This window comes from Microcystis sp. M165S2 (genome assembly GCF_020245885.1).
In the GTDB taxonomy this organism is placed as follows: domain Bacteria; phylum Cyanobacteriota; class Cyanobacteriia; order Cyanobacteriales; family Microcystaceae; genus Microcystis.
In genome coordinates this window covers 1-15,439 of sequence record NZ_JADBTZ010000029.1, presented here as the reverse complement: position 1 = coordinate 15,439, position 15,439 = coordinate 1, and the positions used below count along the sequence as shown (strand labels likewise).

Below are 15,439 nucleotides of genomic sequence, written 5' to 3'. Positions count from 1 at the left end.
TCCTTATCCGGCAAGAGACTTAATTGATTAGTTCGCTCTAGATCAAAAACAATTGACAAAAATCGCCAAATGCCTTTCTAGCATAAGGGTTCCATCCCTTATAACCCCCGTCCATTGCATAACACAAACCGAAGAACCAGATTAATTATCCTTAAAATAGATAACCAGAAAAAACTTTTTTAACATCGATCGCGCTTCTCGCACCATGGAACAACCTGTCAGTTGGATTATTCCCCGTCATCCCCGTCCCGATTATCCCCTGTTTGTATTTTTACCCGGAATGGATGGCAGCGGCCAACTATACCATCGTCAGATTAAAAACCTTGCTCCTTACTTCGATCTGCGTTGTTTGGTGATTTCCCCGCAATATCTCGGTGATTGGGAGGAATTAAGCAGCCTCGTGATCGCTTTATTGGAACAGGAATTAAAGCAACAATCGAGAAAAGTCTATCTCTGCGGTGAGTCTTTTGGCGGCTGTTTAGCCTTGAAAATAGCGACAAAATCACCAAAATTAATTAAAAAACTGATTTTAATTAACCCTGCTTCTTCTTTTAATCAAAGACCTCTTTTAAGCTTGGGAATCGGTATCACCCAGATGATGCCCGATTTCATCCACGGCAGCTCGGCACTAACTATTTTACCCTTTCTCGCCGCTCTCGGTCGAATATCCCGGGAAGATCGCGGCTCTCTCCTCAAAGCCATGCAATACGTCCCACTGAAGACGATTAGCTGGCGTTTATCCCAGTTACAACGGTTTCAGGTTAGTGCCAGCGAGTTAAAACGTCTGCAATTGGGGGTGTTAGTGATAGCCAGTCAAGGCGACCGACTGTTACCATCGGTAGCGGAGGCTAAACGCCTAATTCAGCAGTTACCCGCGGCAAAATTAACGATTTTGCCCAATAGTGGTCACGCTTGCCTGCTGGAAACCGATATTCACCTCAAAGACATTCTCCATCACCATGCTTGTCTCCCCCGAAACCTACCCGCAAAAAGTCACTGAGGATGGTTCTTATACCTTTTTTTCGAGCGAATTCGGCGAATGTTATCATTCTACCTCTGGGGCAAGGGAAGAAGCCGAGAAAAAATTTATCCTCTCTAGTCGTCTGGCAGCAAAAGCAGACCAGAGCAACAATCTAAAAATTCTTGACATTTGTTACGGCTTAGGGTATAATAGCGCCGCAGCCTTAGCGGCCATTTGGCAAGTTAGGGGGGATTGTCGGGTAGAATTATTAGCTTTGGAAAGCGATCGAGTGGTTCCCCTAGCAGCGATTAGAGAAAATCTCTTAAATAGTTGGAGTCAACCAATTCCCGAATATTTAAATGATTTTGCCCATAATCACCGGCTAGACTTGCCTAATCTCACGGCTAAACTGTTAATCGGGGATGCGCGACAGACGATAACCAAGGTGATTGACGCGGGTTTTCAAGCGGAGGCAATTTTTCTCGATCCCTTTTCCCCGGGTAAATGTCCGCAACTGTGGACAGTGGAGTTTTTAGCTTTAGTGGCGAAATGCCTGAGTCCGACGGGTTATTTAGTCACCTATTCCTGTGCTGCCTCGGTGCGAAGGGCTTTACAATTAGCAGGATTGCAGATTGGGGCCACCGATAGCGTCGGGCGGCGATCGCCAGGGACAATAGCCAGTTTTTTGTCCTTACCCCCATCTCTATCGGCACAGGAACGGGAACATCTGCAAACTAAAGCCGCTATTCCCTATCGAGACCCGACCTTAACCGACCTGGCCGAAGTGATTATACAACGTCGTCGCACTGAACAGGCTCTCTGTGATTTAGAACCGACTAGCCACTGGAAAAAACGTTGGCAAAGAATTGACCGGGAGATAATTCGGCATTAACTAAAGACTTGATCGGGATTAATTTGACGGCACAAGCTTTTAATTCCGGTTGCAGGGAAATCGGACAAGCGGCCGGATGGGTGAGACTATTAGCCTCAGCATTTTCTGCCCATAAAGCTCCCCAGTGCATCGGCACAAAGACACAATTAGGAGCAATTGCTTTGGTAATTAAAGCGGGAAAACGGGCAAAACCGCGACGAGAACGCACCTCCACCCATTCCCCCGCTTCTATGCCCAATTTTGCCGCATCTTTGGGGTGAATTTCCAGAAAAGGTGCGGGGTGCATTTTGACAATTTTCTCGATGCGGCCGGTGCGGGTTTGGGTGTGCCAGTGACCGTACAAACGCCCCACGGTCAACACTAGGGGATAATCATCGTCGGGGGGTTCCGCTAGACCTTTACTGTGGTAGGCGGCGAAAACAGCACGACCATCGGCAGTATTGAATTTACCATCGGTATAAAGGCGTTTTGCGGCTGTTTTTTCGCTTTTATCTTCATCTTTAACTAAATTCCCCAGTAATTCCCCGGAATTAGCGGTTTTAGGGGCGGAAATTTCATCGATGGAATCGGGCCACGGTCGGGGAGTCTCGGCCAGGCGATCATAATTAATCGCTGTCATATCACAAGGACGTTTATATGTCAACCGGATAAACTCGGAATGTACCTCGGCGGAATCCTTAAAATTAAATTGTGCCTGAAAACCCAAACGGCGGCCAACTTCGGCGAAAATTTGCCAATCGGCCTGAGCTTGACCGACGGGAGGGCGAAAAGCTTTATTTAACGTCACCATGCGCTCAGAATTGGTCATTGTTCCCGTTTTTTCGCCCCATTGGGCCGCTGGCAGTAATAAATGGGCGTAGGCGCTGGTTTCTGTGGGATAGTAGGCATCCTGATAGATAGTAAAAGGTGATTTTAACAGGGCTGCCTTGGTACGTTCTAGATCAGGCATACTAACAGCCGGATTAGTGGCGGCAATCCAAAGAAGTTGGACATCTCCCGTCTCCAAACCAGTAATCATACTCCAAGCATCGCGACCGGGGACGGGAGAAATCCGACCAGCAGGTAAACCCCAAGCTTGTTCCACTTCGGCCCGGTGTTGGGGATTTTTGACGAAACGATAACCGGGCAGAAGATGGCAGAGTCCGCCGGCTTCCCGTCCTCCCATGGCGTTGGGTTGTCCCGTTAGGGAAAAAGGACCGGCCCCCGGTTTACCGATATTAGCCGTCATTAGGTGTAAATTGATTAAAGTGCGGGCTTTGGCCGTGCCTTCGCTAGATTGATTGATACCCATCGACCAGAGGGAAAGCACTCTTTCCGATTCGGCCCAGTAGCGGGCAGCCTGTTCTAAATGGTCGATGGGGATACCGCATTTACTTGCGACTATTTCGGGGGGATAATGGCGGATAATTTCGGCGTATTTGCCGAAATCCCGGGTACATTTATCGATAAAATAGGTATCGATCGCACCCCAATCCAGTAACAGGTGGGCAATACCGTTAAATAGGTCAATATCGGTCCCCGGGTTAATGGCTAGGTGGAGATTAGCGGCCTCGGCGGTTTTAGTGCTGCGGGGATCGACGACGATTAATTTCGCTTCTTTGTTGCGTTTGAGATACTTGTGCAGACGGTTAAAGATGATGGGGTGACATTCGGCCGTATTTGTCCCCACCAGAAAGGCACAATCGGTTAATTCTAGGTCATCGTAACAGCAGGGGGGACCGTCGGAACCGAAACTGTCAAGGTAAGCGGCCACGGCCGAAGACATACAGAGACGGGAATTAGCATCAAAGTTATTGACTCCCAGACAGCCCTTGACCAGTTTTTGGGCGATGTAGTAATCTTCGGTGTGAAATTGTCCCGAACCGTATAGACAGATACTTTCCTTTTCCCCCTGAGCGATTAGAGTTTGCATCTGGTTAACGATGCGATCGAGGGCCTCTTCCCAAGTGCAAGGACGAAATTGATCTTGGAGAGAATCGCGGATCATCGGGGTTTTGAGGCGATTTTTATCGATCGATTCCGCTACGGTGGCCCCTTTAACACAGATCATACCTTGACTGGAGGGGTGGGACTTGTCCCCGAAGACTTTCCATGCTTGTCCGGCCGACGCGCCGGGGGTGACTGTCAAACCACAACCTACTCCACAGTAAGGACATTGGGTTTTTGTAGATTCAGTCATAAGCAGTGGGTCTGATTAGTGGCGCTGTCTTTGGGCATACTAAGATAGTCGGCAGATTTTCTCGGCAAAATTGTAGTTATTAATACAATTTATTACAAGCCTTAGCTAAACTGCCATTTTCGAGATGCAAATCCCGCATTACAACTGGCTAGATAAAAAGCATACACTTGTTCTCGTGTTGAAAAAGAATCGGGATAGGATAATAGTAGTCTCTAGGGTGGGGAAAAAGTTTTCAGCCAGTCATGACCTACGAACCTCTACATCATAAGTATCGTCCCCAAACCTTTGCCGATTTGGTGGGACAATCAGTGATCGCCACGACCTTGAGTAATGCCTTAATCAGTGAGCGAATCGCCCCTGCATACCTATTTACTGGACCCAGAGGCACGGGGAAAACCTCCTCGGCGCGAATTTTAGCCAAATCCCTCAACTGTCTGTCTAGTGACCATCCGACACCGATTCCCTGCGGTAAGTGTTCCGTCTGTCAAGCGATCGCCAATGGTTCTGCTTTAGACGTGATCGAAATTGATGCCGCTAGTAATACCGGTGTGGATAACATTCGGGAAATTATCGAGCGATCGCAATTTGCCCCCGTCCAATGTCGTTATAAAGTCTATGTCATCGATGAATGCCTGACTGGGGATAGCCTTGTTTTCACCGAAACGGGATTAATCCCCATTAATCATCCTGAGATTCTCGGAAAACGAGTTCTCAGTTACAACGAGAGCAGCGGAGAGTGGGAATATAAAAAAGTCCTGCGATGGCTAAACCGAGGCGTAAAAGCAACTTTAACCATTCAAACCAGAAATCGGACGATTAATTGCACTGGTAATCATTTGATTAGAACAGAAAAAGCATGGATACAAGCAAAAAATCTCAAAATCGGCGATCAGATCCTATCCCCTGTGAATGTGGCTGCGGTGCAATACAGGCCCAATAGCATAAAATCCCCTCAATGGCTTACAAATTTCGAGGAAGTGATAGGGATTCAAGAAGGTGACACAGAAAGCGTCTATGACCTAGAAGTGGAGGACAATCATAATTTTGTTGCCAATGGGTTATTAGTTCATAACTGCCATATGCTCAGTACGGCGGCCTTTAATGCTTTGCTGAAAACTCTGGAAGAACCGCCGGATCGAGTGATTTTTGTGCTTGCTACCACCGATCCTCAGCGTGTCTTACCTACCATCATCTCCCGTTGTCAACGCTTTGATTATCGCCGTATTCCTCTCGATGCGATGGTGACACACCTGCAAAAAATCGCCCAAATAGAAGCGATCGATATTAACCTAGAAGCATTAACCCTTGTGGCTCAGATCGCTAACGGTGGTTTACGCGATGCGGAAAGTCTCCTCGATCAATTAAGTTTACTCGCAGGAACGATTACGGCCGAGCGAGTCTGGGATTTAGTCGGTGCAGTCCCCGAAAGAGACCTCTTAACCCTACTTAAACTCATTCATGGCAATATTCCCGATCAAGTTATCGAACAATGTCGCCATCTGATGAATCGCGGTAAGGAACCTTTAATCGTCTTGCAAAATCTAGCGGGATTCTATTTAAACCTGCTTTTAGCCAAAACTGCCCCTAATCGTCCAGAAATGGTCGCTGTCACTGCTCCCACTTGGCAGGAATTGTGTACGGAAGCGCGTAATTGGTCTTTAGAGGAAATTCTCCTCGGTCAACAACTTCTTAAAGACAGCGAAACGCAACTAAAAAACACCACTCAACCCCGTCTCTGGTTAGAAGTCACTCTATTAGGACTGTTACCGCAAGCACAGGTGATTCCTCTAGTTGCCACGGTAGCGCCTTCCCGTCCCCAAACCAGCACCGAGAGGCCCACTGAAGTAATCACAGCACCGGCACCGGTTAATGAACCGATAAAACCGGCGGTTATCACCCCGACAACTAGGGTCGAAGTGCCGAAAACTGAGGTTAAAACTGTTACCAGTGATGACAATCACGAACAAATTTGGCAGCAGGTTTTAGAAGTAATGGAACCCCCCACTACTCGCACTCTCCTACGTCAGCACGGTAGTCTTTTTAGTAGGTCAGAATCGAGCGCTTATTTGAGCATATCTTCGGAACAATTATTAAAAATGGCCCGGCTACGATTGACTAATATTGAGTCAGCTTTCGAGGCTGTTTTTCAGCGCCGGATTAAAGTCCATTTACAGGTAGGTTCCGCTACTGATGCCATGGCTGCGGAAGTTTCCCAATCCCCGGCGGCCAGGATGCCACCACCACCGCAAACCGCACCAACTCCACCAATAACTCCCGAAAATAAAGTTATGACCGTGGTGGATATTCCCCCGGTCAAAGAAGGAATTATCGAGAAAAATGACAAAACTATTAGCACAGAACTGCCCCAAAAAATCTTAAATTTTGATTCATCTTTAGAGACATTAGATCAAGATGTCGATGTTAGTGAAATTTTGGCAGCCGCTCAAAAGTTAGCGAAATCTTTTGATGGTGAAGTGGTCAATATGGGTTATTCACTGCCAGAAAATTCGGCCGCAGAAACTAAAGTTAATAAGTCTCTGGAAAATATGACTATCGTGCGCGGGAGACCTGATGTTAACGAAATTTTAGAGAGTTTGGAGGAGGACGAAGATCTTCCTTTTTAAAGCTATCTCAACGGCTTGTGCTAAACTGATAGGATATGCCATGTCTCAGGATTGGCTATTCTTGCTCAAATTCTAGCTACTAGACCTATGACACCCGAAACTAAGGACAGAATCGATCAATTAGTTCAGAATAACAAAGTTCTTGTGTTCATGAAGGGCAATAAATTAATGCCTCAGTGTGGTTTCTCCAATAACGTCATACAAATTCTCAATATTCTGGGGGTTTCCTACGAAACTGTCGATATTCTGGAAGATCAGGAGTTAAGACAAGGAGTTAAGGAGTATTCCGATTGGCCGACTATTCCCCAAGTCTATATCAACGGTGAGTTTATTGGCGGTTCCGACATTATGCTCGAACTCTATCAAAATGGGGAACTACAACAAATAGTCGAGGTAGCCTTAGCTTCCTAAAAATTTTCTAGGTTAGGATAGCTATCCTAACCTAGTCCTCGCAATTTTGGTCAAACTGGGCAGCTGCGACCTCTGGATTATAATATTCTGGCGTTGGTCGAACCAGAGATTTTGGTAGAGGTGATGATTGTGACAATTCGAGAAACTGCAATTTCTAAGCTACAGCAACTCCCCGAAGTCCTTGTTCAGGAAGTAAGCGACTTTATTGATCTTCTCGACCATAAATATCGAGTCAAAACCTTTGACACTCAGCCTGATGGAAAACTGATAGAAATGTGGTTACAATGGTTTGAAGGCGTAGATGGCTTAACTGTCAATTCACCGGAACCAATAAACGACTACCAACAACTCCTGCTCGAAAAATATCGGCAACAAGGACTAGAGCTATGATCCTGTGTGATGCAGGAGTCCTGCTTTGTTTGGTTGATCGCACCCAACCCCAACATAAAGCCTACAGAAATACGGTAATGCGTTTAGCAAAGCCTCTCGTCACAACTTGGTCATGCCTGACCGAAGCCATACCGATAGAAAATGCTCCCCTTTAAAACTGTCCTTTGAATTGTTCTTTATCTTTTGCTACGAGGAAACTTTGTTGGGGGATACCGATGTGAATTCCCTTCTCCTCAAAAGCAATTTTTAGACGACGACGATACTCTCTTTCTATGTCCCATTGTCGTAATCTTTTGACGACAATTCTGAGCATAATTTCCATTCCTGTGTGAGAAACCCGACTAACACCAGCAACCTGCACGGGATTGATGATATCTTCTTGCCATTGTGGATCTACAGCCATATTTTCAGCGATGGCTGCCATTAAAGCGATCGCCAGATCTGCCTCGGTGTCATAGGCGACTTCGATGGTAAAATTGACCCGCGCCCAATCTTTACTGAGGTTGTGTGCGCTAATAATTTGGTTATGGGCAATAGTGATTAAACGTCCATCGGCAGCCCGCAATTGAGTCGCTCGCAAACTCAGATTTTCCACCAAACCAATAAACTCCTGAAACTGGATCATATCACCAACAGTGTATTGGTCTTCAAAGACAATCAGAAAACCGTTAATCCAATCTTTTAAAAGATCCTGAAAGGCAAAGGTGAGCAATGCTCCCACTAAACCGGCTCCTGTGAGTAAAAAGGCGAAAGAAAGACCCATCCAAGCAAAAAAAATCAAAATTCCCAGAAAAATAGCAATAAATGTGATAATTTCTCGCCAAACTTTTAATAAAGTTGGAGCGCGCAGAATCCTCCTTTCCAAATTTTCGGAAAAAACCGCTCCTTCCTCTACCCACTCCCGTAGCCGAGAATTAACGTAGAGATTAATCATATTGCTCACTGATGTCAGCAGCAACCAGATAATAAAAATCCGTAAAGGAATACGAATTATCCCGCGTCCTTCTAGCCTAGTTTCAGGAAATACATACAAAATCGCCGCTATTCCGCCAAACCAAAGCAGTATCAGTCCAATAAGAGCCAGTCTTTTCCAGAGAATATTTAACGTCAGTTGTCGCTGAATATCAGCCTGTTGACGGAAATTAGAGGAATCTTCCACAGAGGCTAAAATCGGTTCTTGGGAGCGATCTTTGGTGGAGGGGGAATTTATGGGTAAATTCCGATCAGATTGACTTTTAGCTTGTCTTTTGAGGAGATTGAAGCGATTTCTTAAACGTTTCTGCCACCAAATTAATAAACAGCTTAAGCAAACCATCCCGAAAATAATTATAGTGGCAGTCATTACCTGTTGCCGGCGAGCGGCGGGCTGACGTTCTTGCCAAGCTTGGAGCAAAGCTGTTTGGATGATTTTAACCCATCTGTCCGCTAAATCGGCAACCGAAGAAGAATCGATCAGGGCATCAATTTCTGTTACTGTCAGAATTACCTGTTGCGGTAAATTCTGGTTATCCCTGGCCACAATCACAGTTAAATTATTGAGGGTCGCCGGACTTACTTGCAAGGTTGTCGGATCGAAACCCCCATTGATAATATTATTTAAGCCTCTTTCAATGCGCCTAGCCCGTCTTTGTACTGGGGAGATTTCCTGGGCCGCTTCCACCCTAGAAGCGGTAAAATCTTGGGAGGCAATCTGAAATAAGGCAAATCCATCTAAATACACGGAAGCATATTCTATATCCCCGGCTACAAAAATCCTTGTCCCCGTGGGAGATGCAAATGGAACCAGAAAATTTTGGGCTAGGGATGGCAGGGAATTAAGAACAAATATACTAACCAAGAGGCAACCCGCCAATCCTTGAATGACCAGATTTAAAAATTTTCCCCGTTGCCGTCGTCCCATTACCCAAATTTCCTTTTTGATTAACAATGATCTTGACTCGCTTTCTCAGCTTATAGCAGTTATCTTAATGGTGAGATGCGAAGTTTTCGTTTTGGGGAGTCGGTCGTCCCTCTCCCTTCTCCCCAAACCCCCACTGATAACTAATTACTAGGTAAGGAGTTAATTTCCATGTTTCGCACTTTCCGAAGTTATAGCTCTTCTACAACATTAGCCATGACGATTGTCGGTTTCCAAATAGTTCAATCTGTTTGGGCGCAACCTGTACCCCCCATGGCAGGTCAACTGCCAAACGGAGAGGCGATTCGTGTCAGCGACTTATCGGCAATGTCGGGTACACTTCCGATGGCGCAAGTGACCAACGTCAATGGGTTACGCGATGTTCAACTGGATAGTTGGGCTTATGAAGCCCTAAAAAGTCTAGTCGAGAGATATGGCTGTATTGTTGGCTATCCCAATCAAACCTTTAGAGGTGATCGCCCCTTAAGCCGTTATGAATTTGCAGCGGGCTTGAATGCCTGTCTGAACACGATGGAGCGATTGTTGCAGGAGAACGTCGCCGTTTTAAAAGAAGACATCGAAAAACTCCAACGCTTAGCCCAAGACTTTAACGCTGAATTGGCGGCAATGGGAACGAGGCTTGATAACCTGGAAACCCGCGTAGCGTATTTAGAAGACCATCAATTTTCTACCACCACCAAATTACTTGTGGTGACAACAATGTATTTTGCTGGTGCGGCTGGGGATAAAACCGCCGCCAGCTATATTCCTAGGGTCAATGGTGTCGATGTGGTGCGTCCAGCAGTCGCCCTCAAAGATCAACCCGTGGTGCAGTATTCTACCTTGTTATCCCTAAATACCAGTTTTAGTGGCACGGATAATCTATCGGTGGATCTGTGGACGAGCAATGTGACGCCGTTCAGTTCCTCGCTCTTCGGCTTTACGGAAAACGTGACGGGAACCTATCAGACTCGTTTGTCCTACGACGCCCCTCCCTATAACAATTCCATTGGCCTAGCGGATTTAATTTATAAATTTCAACCGATTGAAAATCTTTCCGTTTTTATTGATGCCGTTGGCGGGGAAGTTTCGGGCGAACTTCTTTATGCGACCCAACCGTTTATGGTGTTTGCCCCCTACACGGCTTCCATTAGCCGATTTGGCCGCTACGACCCTATCTATTATCAAACCTTGGCGCGGCCAGGGGTCGCCGCTAACTATAAGTTCAGCGATAAGGTTTCCTTTGGTGCTGGCTATTACGGCGATTTTAATGCTGGGAATCCTCAAACGGGCCTTTTTAATGGCGGCAACGCGGTGATCGCCCAGTTGAGTTTGTTTCCGACGGATACCCTGGGAATGACTCTGGTCTATGTGCGTTCCTATAACCCAGCCGGGCCAGGCGTTGCTGTTTCGGGTCAGACGGGCAGTTTATATGCCGATCAACCCTTTGGCACAAGTTTGATTCCCCCGAATAACAGTAACCCTGCCCAGATTGAAGGCACTCCCGTCTCCATTGCCACCTCAGCGGATCATTTGAGTTGGGGCTTTGGTTGGCGACCGATGCCAAAATTAGCCTTTACAGGGGATGTGGGCTTGGTTTTTGCCCATGCTGAGCAAGATAACCCAGCATATGGCGTTGATAAGGGTGACGGCGCGACCTTGTTCGAGTGGAATTTTGGTGTTGCCCTACCGGATTTATTCAAAGAAGGTAATGTAGGCACCCTGATGGTGGGAAACCCCTACCGCGTTGTCAACCAAGGAAGCCGTGACTTAAAACCTGAAAGCGATACTGCTTGGCATATTGAGGCAGCCTACAAACACAATATCAACAACAATCTCTCGATTCAGCCAGGTTTTCTCGTGATACTCAACCCAGAAAACAACAAGAGCAACCCGGCCGTTTGGGTATGGCAGTTAAAAACCCAGTTCATCTTCTAGGAGGGTTTCAGAACTTCATGATCTCGTAATTTAGGACCCAATCACTCTGTGTCCAGATAAATTTATCCCATGCTAACCTATTTACACATTTAAACTATGGAACCTAAAGATCCGAATCAAAACGCCAATGCTTCCCAAGCGTCGGCACAGGAGAAAACCAACAAATCCCGCCGGAATTTTTTGAGAAATGCAGGATTAGCCAGTCTTAGCGCTGGTGCAACCACTATCGTTGGCAAAGAAACCATCGGTGATCCCGTTAGTGGAAAATCCCCAGTCCATGAGGGGGTTACTCCTGACGACTCACGAGCGATCCATGGTGGTGCTCCCGTGTCGGATATACCCCTCAAATCCACCAATGGCAAACTTGAACCGGTTTTACCACCTATTAAGGAACGAGTCCTGGCCTTGAAGCAATTACTGATTGAGAAAAAACTGATTCAAGAGCAAGCCATTCAAGGCTTTGTGGACTATTACGAAAAATTTGTGGGGCCCCATTTGGGGGCGGCCGTGGTAGCCCATGCTTGGACAAATCCTGACTGGAAAGCCCAATTGTTAGCACCACCGCCAGAAAAACCCTTTCAGGCGGCGTTGTTAATTCGAGACTTTCTTTTTAATACTGTCAACCCCGATACCGGCAAGCCTTATCTCCTCCCCCAACTTACGTTTGGCCTGACCATTGGCCCGGAAGGAGAATTTATCCGCATTGTGGCTAACGGGGAGCAAACCCATCACGGCAAAACCTTGTTTGTGCATAATCTTGTCACTTGTACGGTCTGTTCCTGCTATCCTCAAGCTCTGTTAGGGACTCAGCCCATGTGGTACAAATCCCAGCAATATCGAGCGCGGAGCATCTCAGATCCGTTTGGCATTCTGGCAGAATTTGCGGAGGATGCTAATCGAGGCACCGCAGAGCGGCAGGCACAGTTCCAAGCCTACGCCAACAAGCTCGACGAGTTGCGAGTCTGGGATTCCAATTCAGAGGTACGATTTTTTGTCATTCCTGAAATGCCGAAACAATGGATAGGGTTGACAGAAAACGAATTACGCAAGCGCGTTACCCGCAATGCCATGCTGGGAGCCGAGATTCTTTACGTCTAATTCAAGAGTTCACCTCAATATTGAATGAGTTTTTCAGGAGAGATCATCGCTATGGAAGGACCGCATTTTCTACAGGGTTGGGCTGGTTATGGAAAAATTCCCCATAAGGATCAGCCAGAAAGTCAGGCCTGGCTAGAGGATTGGGAAGGGGAACTGGGGTCAATGTTTGCCCTGCTTAGTACAATGTTTGAGAAAGGGATTAAACCGAATCAACCAATCCCGTTTTGGGGGATAGATGCTGCTCGCTGGGGACGGGAAACGATGAACCCTCGGGATTATATGAATAATTCCTATGATGCGCTCTGGGTGGAAGCGCTAAGTTCATTGATTACGATGTATGGCGATCGCCTTGGAGTTTCCCTCAAAGAGCTAGAAGAGCGACAAATCACCACAGGAGCGGCGCAACAACGGGCGGAAGCCATTCGTCAAGTTGCCTTTACCCAATCGGTACCAGGATGTGGACGACCCGATGCCCAGGGACGATATCAATCTGATCGATACGATCCCACCGTTGTGGGTTCTATAGATAAAATCGGTGCCAATCCTAAATTTCAAGTTGGTGATCGGGTGCGGTGCATTAATCAATTGGCCGCCGGCCACACTCGCGAGTATCCCTATTTTCGCGGCAAAGTCGGCACCGTCGTTGCCTACTATGGTTTGGCGGCAGAAAAACGTGATGCTCAAGGACAGATTGAGTTTCAGGGGGTTTATTACGCGCCTTATCCAGAAATTGCTAGCCGGGGGCTCCAAAAATTTTATGCGCCGGTCTATAATGTCCGCTTTGAAAACGCTGAAATTTGGGGAGAAGACTTTGGCGATCGCCGCCTTGCTATCTATGCCGACGTTTACGAACCTTACATCACACTCGACGAGCATCGCCGGTAACTTGACGATTATTCATTTTGTCATCAAAATCATGGATCTCCGAACCCTACAACAAGAACCTATTCCCCCATTAATTAAAGACAATGGCGATCCTGTTTTCCGCGACTCCTGGGAAGCAGAAGCCTTCGCCCTTGGTAATCTCCTGCTCAAACAAGGTTTTTTCTCTTGTTCTGAATGGGTAGAGATCTTTAGCCAAGAAATTAAAGCTGCCCAGGCCCAAGGCGACCCCGACCGGGGAGATACCTATTTTTTCCACTGGTGCAGTGCGCTAGAGCGCATTTGCGTTGAGCGGGGCTTAACGGATTGGGAGGCCTACCACTCACGACTGGAACTCTGGCATCAGGCGGTGCTCAATACCCCCCATGGTGTGCCTTTGGTCCTCGACAACGCCTATCGGCAAGCGGAAGATGATCATGGACAGGACCATCACCATCATTCTCCCCATCGAGAGCATCTTCCCGCAAATATGCTCAACCCCGTTGCGGTTGTTACTTTCTCGTAACCATGCCTGGCGGGATTGTTGACGATTTTGGTTGATAGCGAATACAACTGGTGTCGGTATTAAGCAATTGGTTGAACGCATTGAACAATCCCTTAAAGGTAAAAATATTCGGCGTTGCTGAATCAAGGTATGAATGCCAACTTTGCATCTTATCTAAACGTTAGTTTGGATATAGGTTTTAAAAATATCACAAAATAAAGATTCATATCTCCAATCAGCAACGCCAACCGTTCTATACCTCGAAATCCCATCCCGTTAACATAGGCAGTTAGGCATTCTCGCTTCGTTTCTTCGTCATAGCCTTTCTGTTTTTCATAGCTATCAATAAATTGACGACTACAGGTGACGCAAATATGATTTTGTTTACCTTGTTTATTGATGCCATTTTTACGGATATGGGTAGATTCACATTCAGGGCATTGCATTTTGATTTCCTCCATTCATATTATGCAACGCCAAAATTAGTTAGCCTCTCTTTATAACATATAATTAATTTGCAAGAGTTCTACTAATTACCGATCACTGCAATCCCCAACACCTTACTTAACTTCTCATGTCCAATATACCCCCACAGTGGCGCGAGGAAATTACGTCTTTACCCGCTTGGTTACGGCGTTCAATCGGCAAATCTAGCGAAATTTCCACGGTTCAGCGCATTATCAAACAAAGGAACATTCATACTATCTGCGAGGAGGGTCGCTGTCCCAATCGCGGCGAATGTTATGCCCAAGGTACGGCGACTTTTTTGTTGATGGGTCCCACCTGTACCCGGTCTTGTGCTTTTTGTCAAGTGGATAAGGGTCATGCACCCATGCCTCTCGATGTCGAGGAACCGCAAAAAGTGGCGGAAGCGGTGCAATTGTTAAATTTAAGTTACGTTGTCTTGACTTCTGTAGCCAGAGATGATATGCAAGACGGCGGAGCCAGTTGGTTTGTGCGGACGATGACAGCCATTCGCGAACTCAATCCCCACACTTTAATTGAGGTGTTAACCCCGGATTTTGCTGGAGGTAAGGGAAGTCAACAGGAACGGGTGGCGACGGTGGTGGGGGCAAAACCTGCCTGTTACAATCACAATATCGAGACGGTGCGCCGTTTGCAAGGGCCAGTTAGACGCGGGGCTAAATACGATCGCTCTTTGGCGGTTTTGCGTTATGTTAAGGAAATCGATCGGTCAATTCCGACGAAATCCGGCTTAATGGTCGGTCACGGTGAGACAAAAGAGGAAATTATCGAGACTTTGGCAGATTTACGGGCGATCGACTGCGATCGAGTTACTATTGGTCAATATATGCGTCCTTCTCTGGAACATTTGCTCGTACAGAAATATTGGACTCCCGCAGAATTTAGCGAGTTGGGAGAAATTGCCCAAAAAATGGGTTTTTCCCAGGTTAGATCCGGCCCCCTAGTCCGCAGTTCCTATCATGCGGGAGAGTAAATCAGTGATCAGTGATCAGTGATCAGTGATCAGTTATCAGTGATCAGTGATCAGTTATCAGTGATCAGATGTAAGTTTTAAGTTAATTAGGGTTTGCTGAATAAATCTAAAAACCTTATCCAACAAGGTTTTTAGACTTTTTTGACCTCAAAAAGTGCCGACCCTTGGAGTGATTGGGGGGAAAATTCAGGGACTTTTTCCCTGAAAATTAGGTAATTGACCAC

The 15,439-nt window shown here is 46.6% G+C and carries 13 protein-coding genes and 1 pseudogene; 11 read left to right on the top strand and 3 right to left on the bottom strand.

Translation table 11 applies throughout. From position 1 onward, the window contains the following. Positions 1–205 precede the first annotated feature (205 nt). Both IM479_RS01540 and IM479_RS01535 read left to right on the top strand, forming a co-directional pair. Positions 206–1,000 carry an alpha/beta fold hydrolase gene (locus IM479_RS01540; protein WP_287685489.1) on the top strand — a complete coding sequence of 265 codons (795 nt, stop codon included), beginning with the start codon at positions 206–208 and terminating at the stop codon, positions 998–1,000. Further along, the gene (locus IM479_RS01535) at positions 960–1,853 is read left to right on the top strand and encodes a tRNA (5-methylaminomethyl-2-thiouridine)(34)-methyltransferase MnmD (RefSeq protein ID WP_287685490.1); all 894 of its coding nucleotides are present in this window, start codon (positions 960–962) and stop codon (positions 1,851–1,853) included. The genes IM479_RS01540 and IM479_RS01535 overlap by 41 nt, the downstream gene beginning before the upstream one ends. Here IM479_RS01535 and IM479_RS01530 read toward each other — a convergent pair. After that, the gene (locus IM479_RS01530) at positions 1,798–4,032 is read right to left on the bottom strand and encodes a molybdopterin oxidoreductase family protein (RefSeq protein ID WP_287685491.1); all 2,235 of its coding nucleotides are present in this window, start codon (positions 4,030–4,032) and stop codon (positions 1,798–1,800) included. The two genes, IM479_RS01535 and IM479_RS01530, sit on opposite strands and share 56 nt — an antisense overlap. 242 nt (positions 4,033–4,274) lie before the next feature. Between IM479_RS01530 and dnaX the strand changes: the two genes are divergently transcribed. From dnaX to IM479_RS01510, 4 genes are all read left to right on the top strand, one after another. Beyond that, positions 4,275–6,656, top strand: a complete 2,382-nt coding sequence (gene dnaX / locus IM479_RS01525) for a DNA polymerase III subunit gamma/tau (protein WP_287699066.1) — start codon at positions 4,275–4,277, stop codon at positions 6,654–6,656. Positions 6,657–6,743: 87 nt separating this feature from the next. Next, positions 6,744–7,067, top strand: coding sequence for a Grx4 family monothiol glutaredoxin (gene grxD, locus IM479_RS01520; protein WP_287685494.1), 324 nt, complete (start codon positions 6,744–6,746; stop codon positions 7,065–7,067). A 93-nt stretch (positions 7,068–7,160) separates the two neighbouring features. After that, positions 7,161–7,457 carry a DUF2281 domain-containing protein gene (locus IM479_RS01515; protein ID WP_286824690.1) on the top strand — a complete coding sequence of 99 codons (297 nt, stop codon included), beginning with the start codon at positions 7,161–7,163 and terminating at the stop codon, positions 7,455–7,457. Continuing rightward, positions 7,454–7,612 carry a PIN domain-containing protein gene (locus tag IM479_RS01510; protein ID WP_287078088.1) on the top strand — a complete coding sequence of 53 codons (159 nt, stop codon included), beginning with the start codon at positions 7,454–7,456 and terminating at the stop codon, positions 7,610–7,612. The genes IM479_RS01515 and IM479_RS01510 overlap by 4 nt, the downstream gene beginning before the upstream one ends. On the opposite strand, the gene IM479_RS01505 is transcribed toward IM479_RS01510, so the two are convergent. After that, positions 7,609–9,357 (bottom strand): mechanosensitive ion channel family protein, encoded by a 1,749-nt coding sequence (locus tag IM479_RS01505; RefSeq protein ID WP_287699062.1) that lies wholly within the window; start codon positions 9,355–9,357, stop codon positions 7,609–7,611. The two genes, IM479_RS01510 and IM479_RS01505, sit on opposite strands and share 4 nt — an antisense overlap. Positions 9,358–9,570: 213 nt before the next feature. On the opposite strand from IM479_RS01505, the gene IM479_RS01500 reads away from it, so the two are divergent. The 4 genes from IM479_RS01500 (at position 9,571) to IM479_RS01485 (ending at position 13,777) form a co-directional block, all read left to right on the top strand. Next, entirely contained in the window at positions 9,571–11,292 is a 1,722-nt protein-coding gene (locus tag IM479_RS01500) for an iron uptake porin (protein ID WP_287685497.1), read from the top strand. Positions 11,293–11,388: 96 nt separating this feature from the next. Continuing rightward, positions 11,389–12,390, top strand: a complete 1,002-nt coding sequence (locus tag IM479_RS01495; RefSeq protein WP_271973064.1) for a nitrile hydratase subunit alpha — start codon at positions 11,389–11,391, stop codon at positions 12,388–12,390. 51 nt (positions 12,391–12,441) lie between these two features. Beyond that, positions 12,442–13,275 carry an SH3-like domain-containing protein gene (locus IM479_RS01490; protein ID WP_287685500.1) on the top strand — a complete coding sequence of 278 codons (834 nt, stop codon included), beginning with the start codon at positions 12,442–12,444 and terminating at the stop codon, positions 13,273–13,275. Positions 13,276–13,306: 31 nt separating this feature from the next. Continuing rightward, complete coding sequence (locus tag IM479_RS01485) at positions 13,307–13,777, top strand: nitrile hydratase accessory protein (protein WP_287685502.1); 471 nt, start codon at positions 13,307–13,309, stop codon at positions 13,775–13,777. Between the two features lie 224 nt (positions 13,778–14,001). Here the strand turns inward: IM479_RS01485 and IM479_RS01480 are convergent. Further along, positions 14,002–14,202 (bottom strand): annotated as a pseudogene (locus IM479_RS01480) (IS1/IS1595 family N-terminal zinc-binding domain-containing protein); the annotation flags it as partial. A 128-nt stretch (positions 14,203–14,330) separates the two neighbouring features. Between IM479_RS01480 and lipA the strand changes: the two are divergent. Next, complete coding sequence (gene lipA, locus IM479_RS01475) at positions 14,331–15,215, top strand: lipoyl synthase (protein WP_287078085.1); 885 nt, start codon at positions 14,331–14,333, stop codon at positions 15,213–15,215. Positions 15,216–15,439: the final 224 nt, after the last annotated feature.

Excerpts from the sequence above, each read along its gene's own strand:
- IM479_RS01510 (WP_287078088.1), top strand. The coding sequence starts at position 7,454 with ATGATCCTGTGTGATGCAGGAGTCCTGCTTTGTTTGGTTGATCGCACC.
- grxD (WP_287685494.1), top strand. The coding sequence starts at position 6,744 with ATGACACCCGAAACTAAGGACAGAATCGATCAATTAGTTCAGAATAAC.
- IM479_RS01495 (WP_271973064.1), top strand. The coding sequence starts at position 11,389 with ATGGAACCTAAAGATCCGAATCAAAACGCCAATGCTTCCCAAGCGTCG.
- IM479_RS01505 (WP_287699062.1), bottom strand. The coding sequence starts at position 9,357 with ATGGGACGACGGCAACGGGGAAAATTTTTAAATCTGGTCATTCAAGGA.
- IM479_RS01485 (WP_287685502.1), top strand. The coding sequence starts at position 13,307 with ATGGATCTCCGAACCCTACAACAAGAACCTATTCCCCCATTAATTAAA.
- IM479_RS01535 (WP_287685490.1), top strand. The coding sequence starts at position 960 with ATGCTTGTCTCCCCCGAAACCTACCCGCAAAAAGTCACTGAGGATGGT.
- IM479_RS01540 (WP_287685489.1), top strand. The coding sequence starts at position 206 with ATGGAACAACCTGTCAGTTGGATTATTCCCCGTCATCCCCGTCCCGAT.
- IM479_RS01500 (WP_287685497.1), top strand. The coding sequence starts at position 9,571 with ATGACGATTGTCGGTTTCCAAATAGTTCAATCTGTTTGGGCGCAACCT.
- IM479_RS01490 (WP_287685500.1), top strand. The coding sequence starts at position 12,442 with ATGGAAGGACCGCATTTTCTACAGGGTTGGGCTGGTTATGGAAAAATT.
- dnaX (WP_287699066.1), top strand. The coding sequence starts at position 4,275 with ATGACCTACGAACCTCTACATCATAAGTATCGTCCCCAAACCTTTGCC.
- lipA (WP_287078085.1), top strand. The coding sequence starts at position 14,331 with ATGTCCAATATACCCCCACAGTGGCGCGAGGAAATTACGTCTTTACCC.
- IM479_RS01530 (WP_287685491.1), bottom strand. The coding sequence starts at position 4,032 with ATGACTGAATCTACAAAAACCCAATGTCCTTACTGTGGAGTAGGTTGT.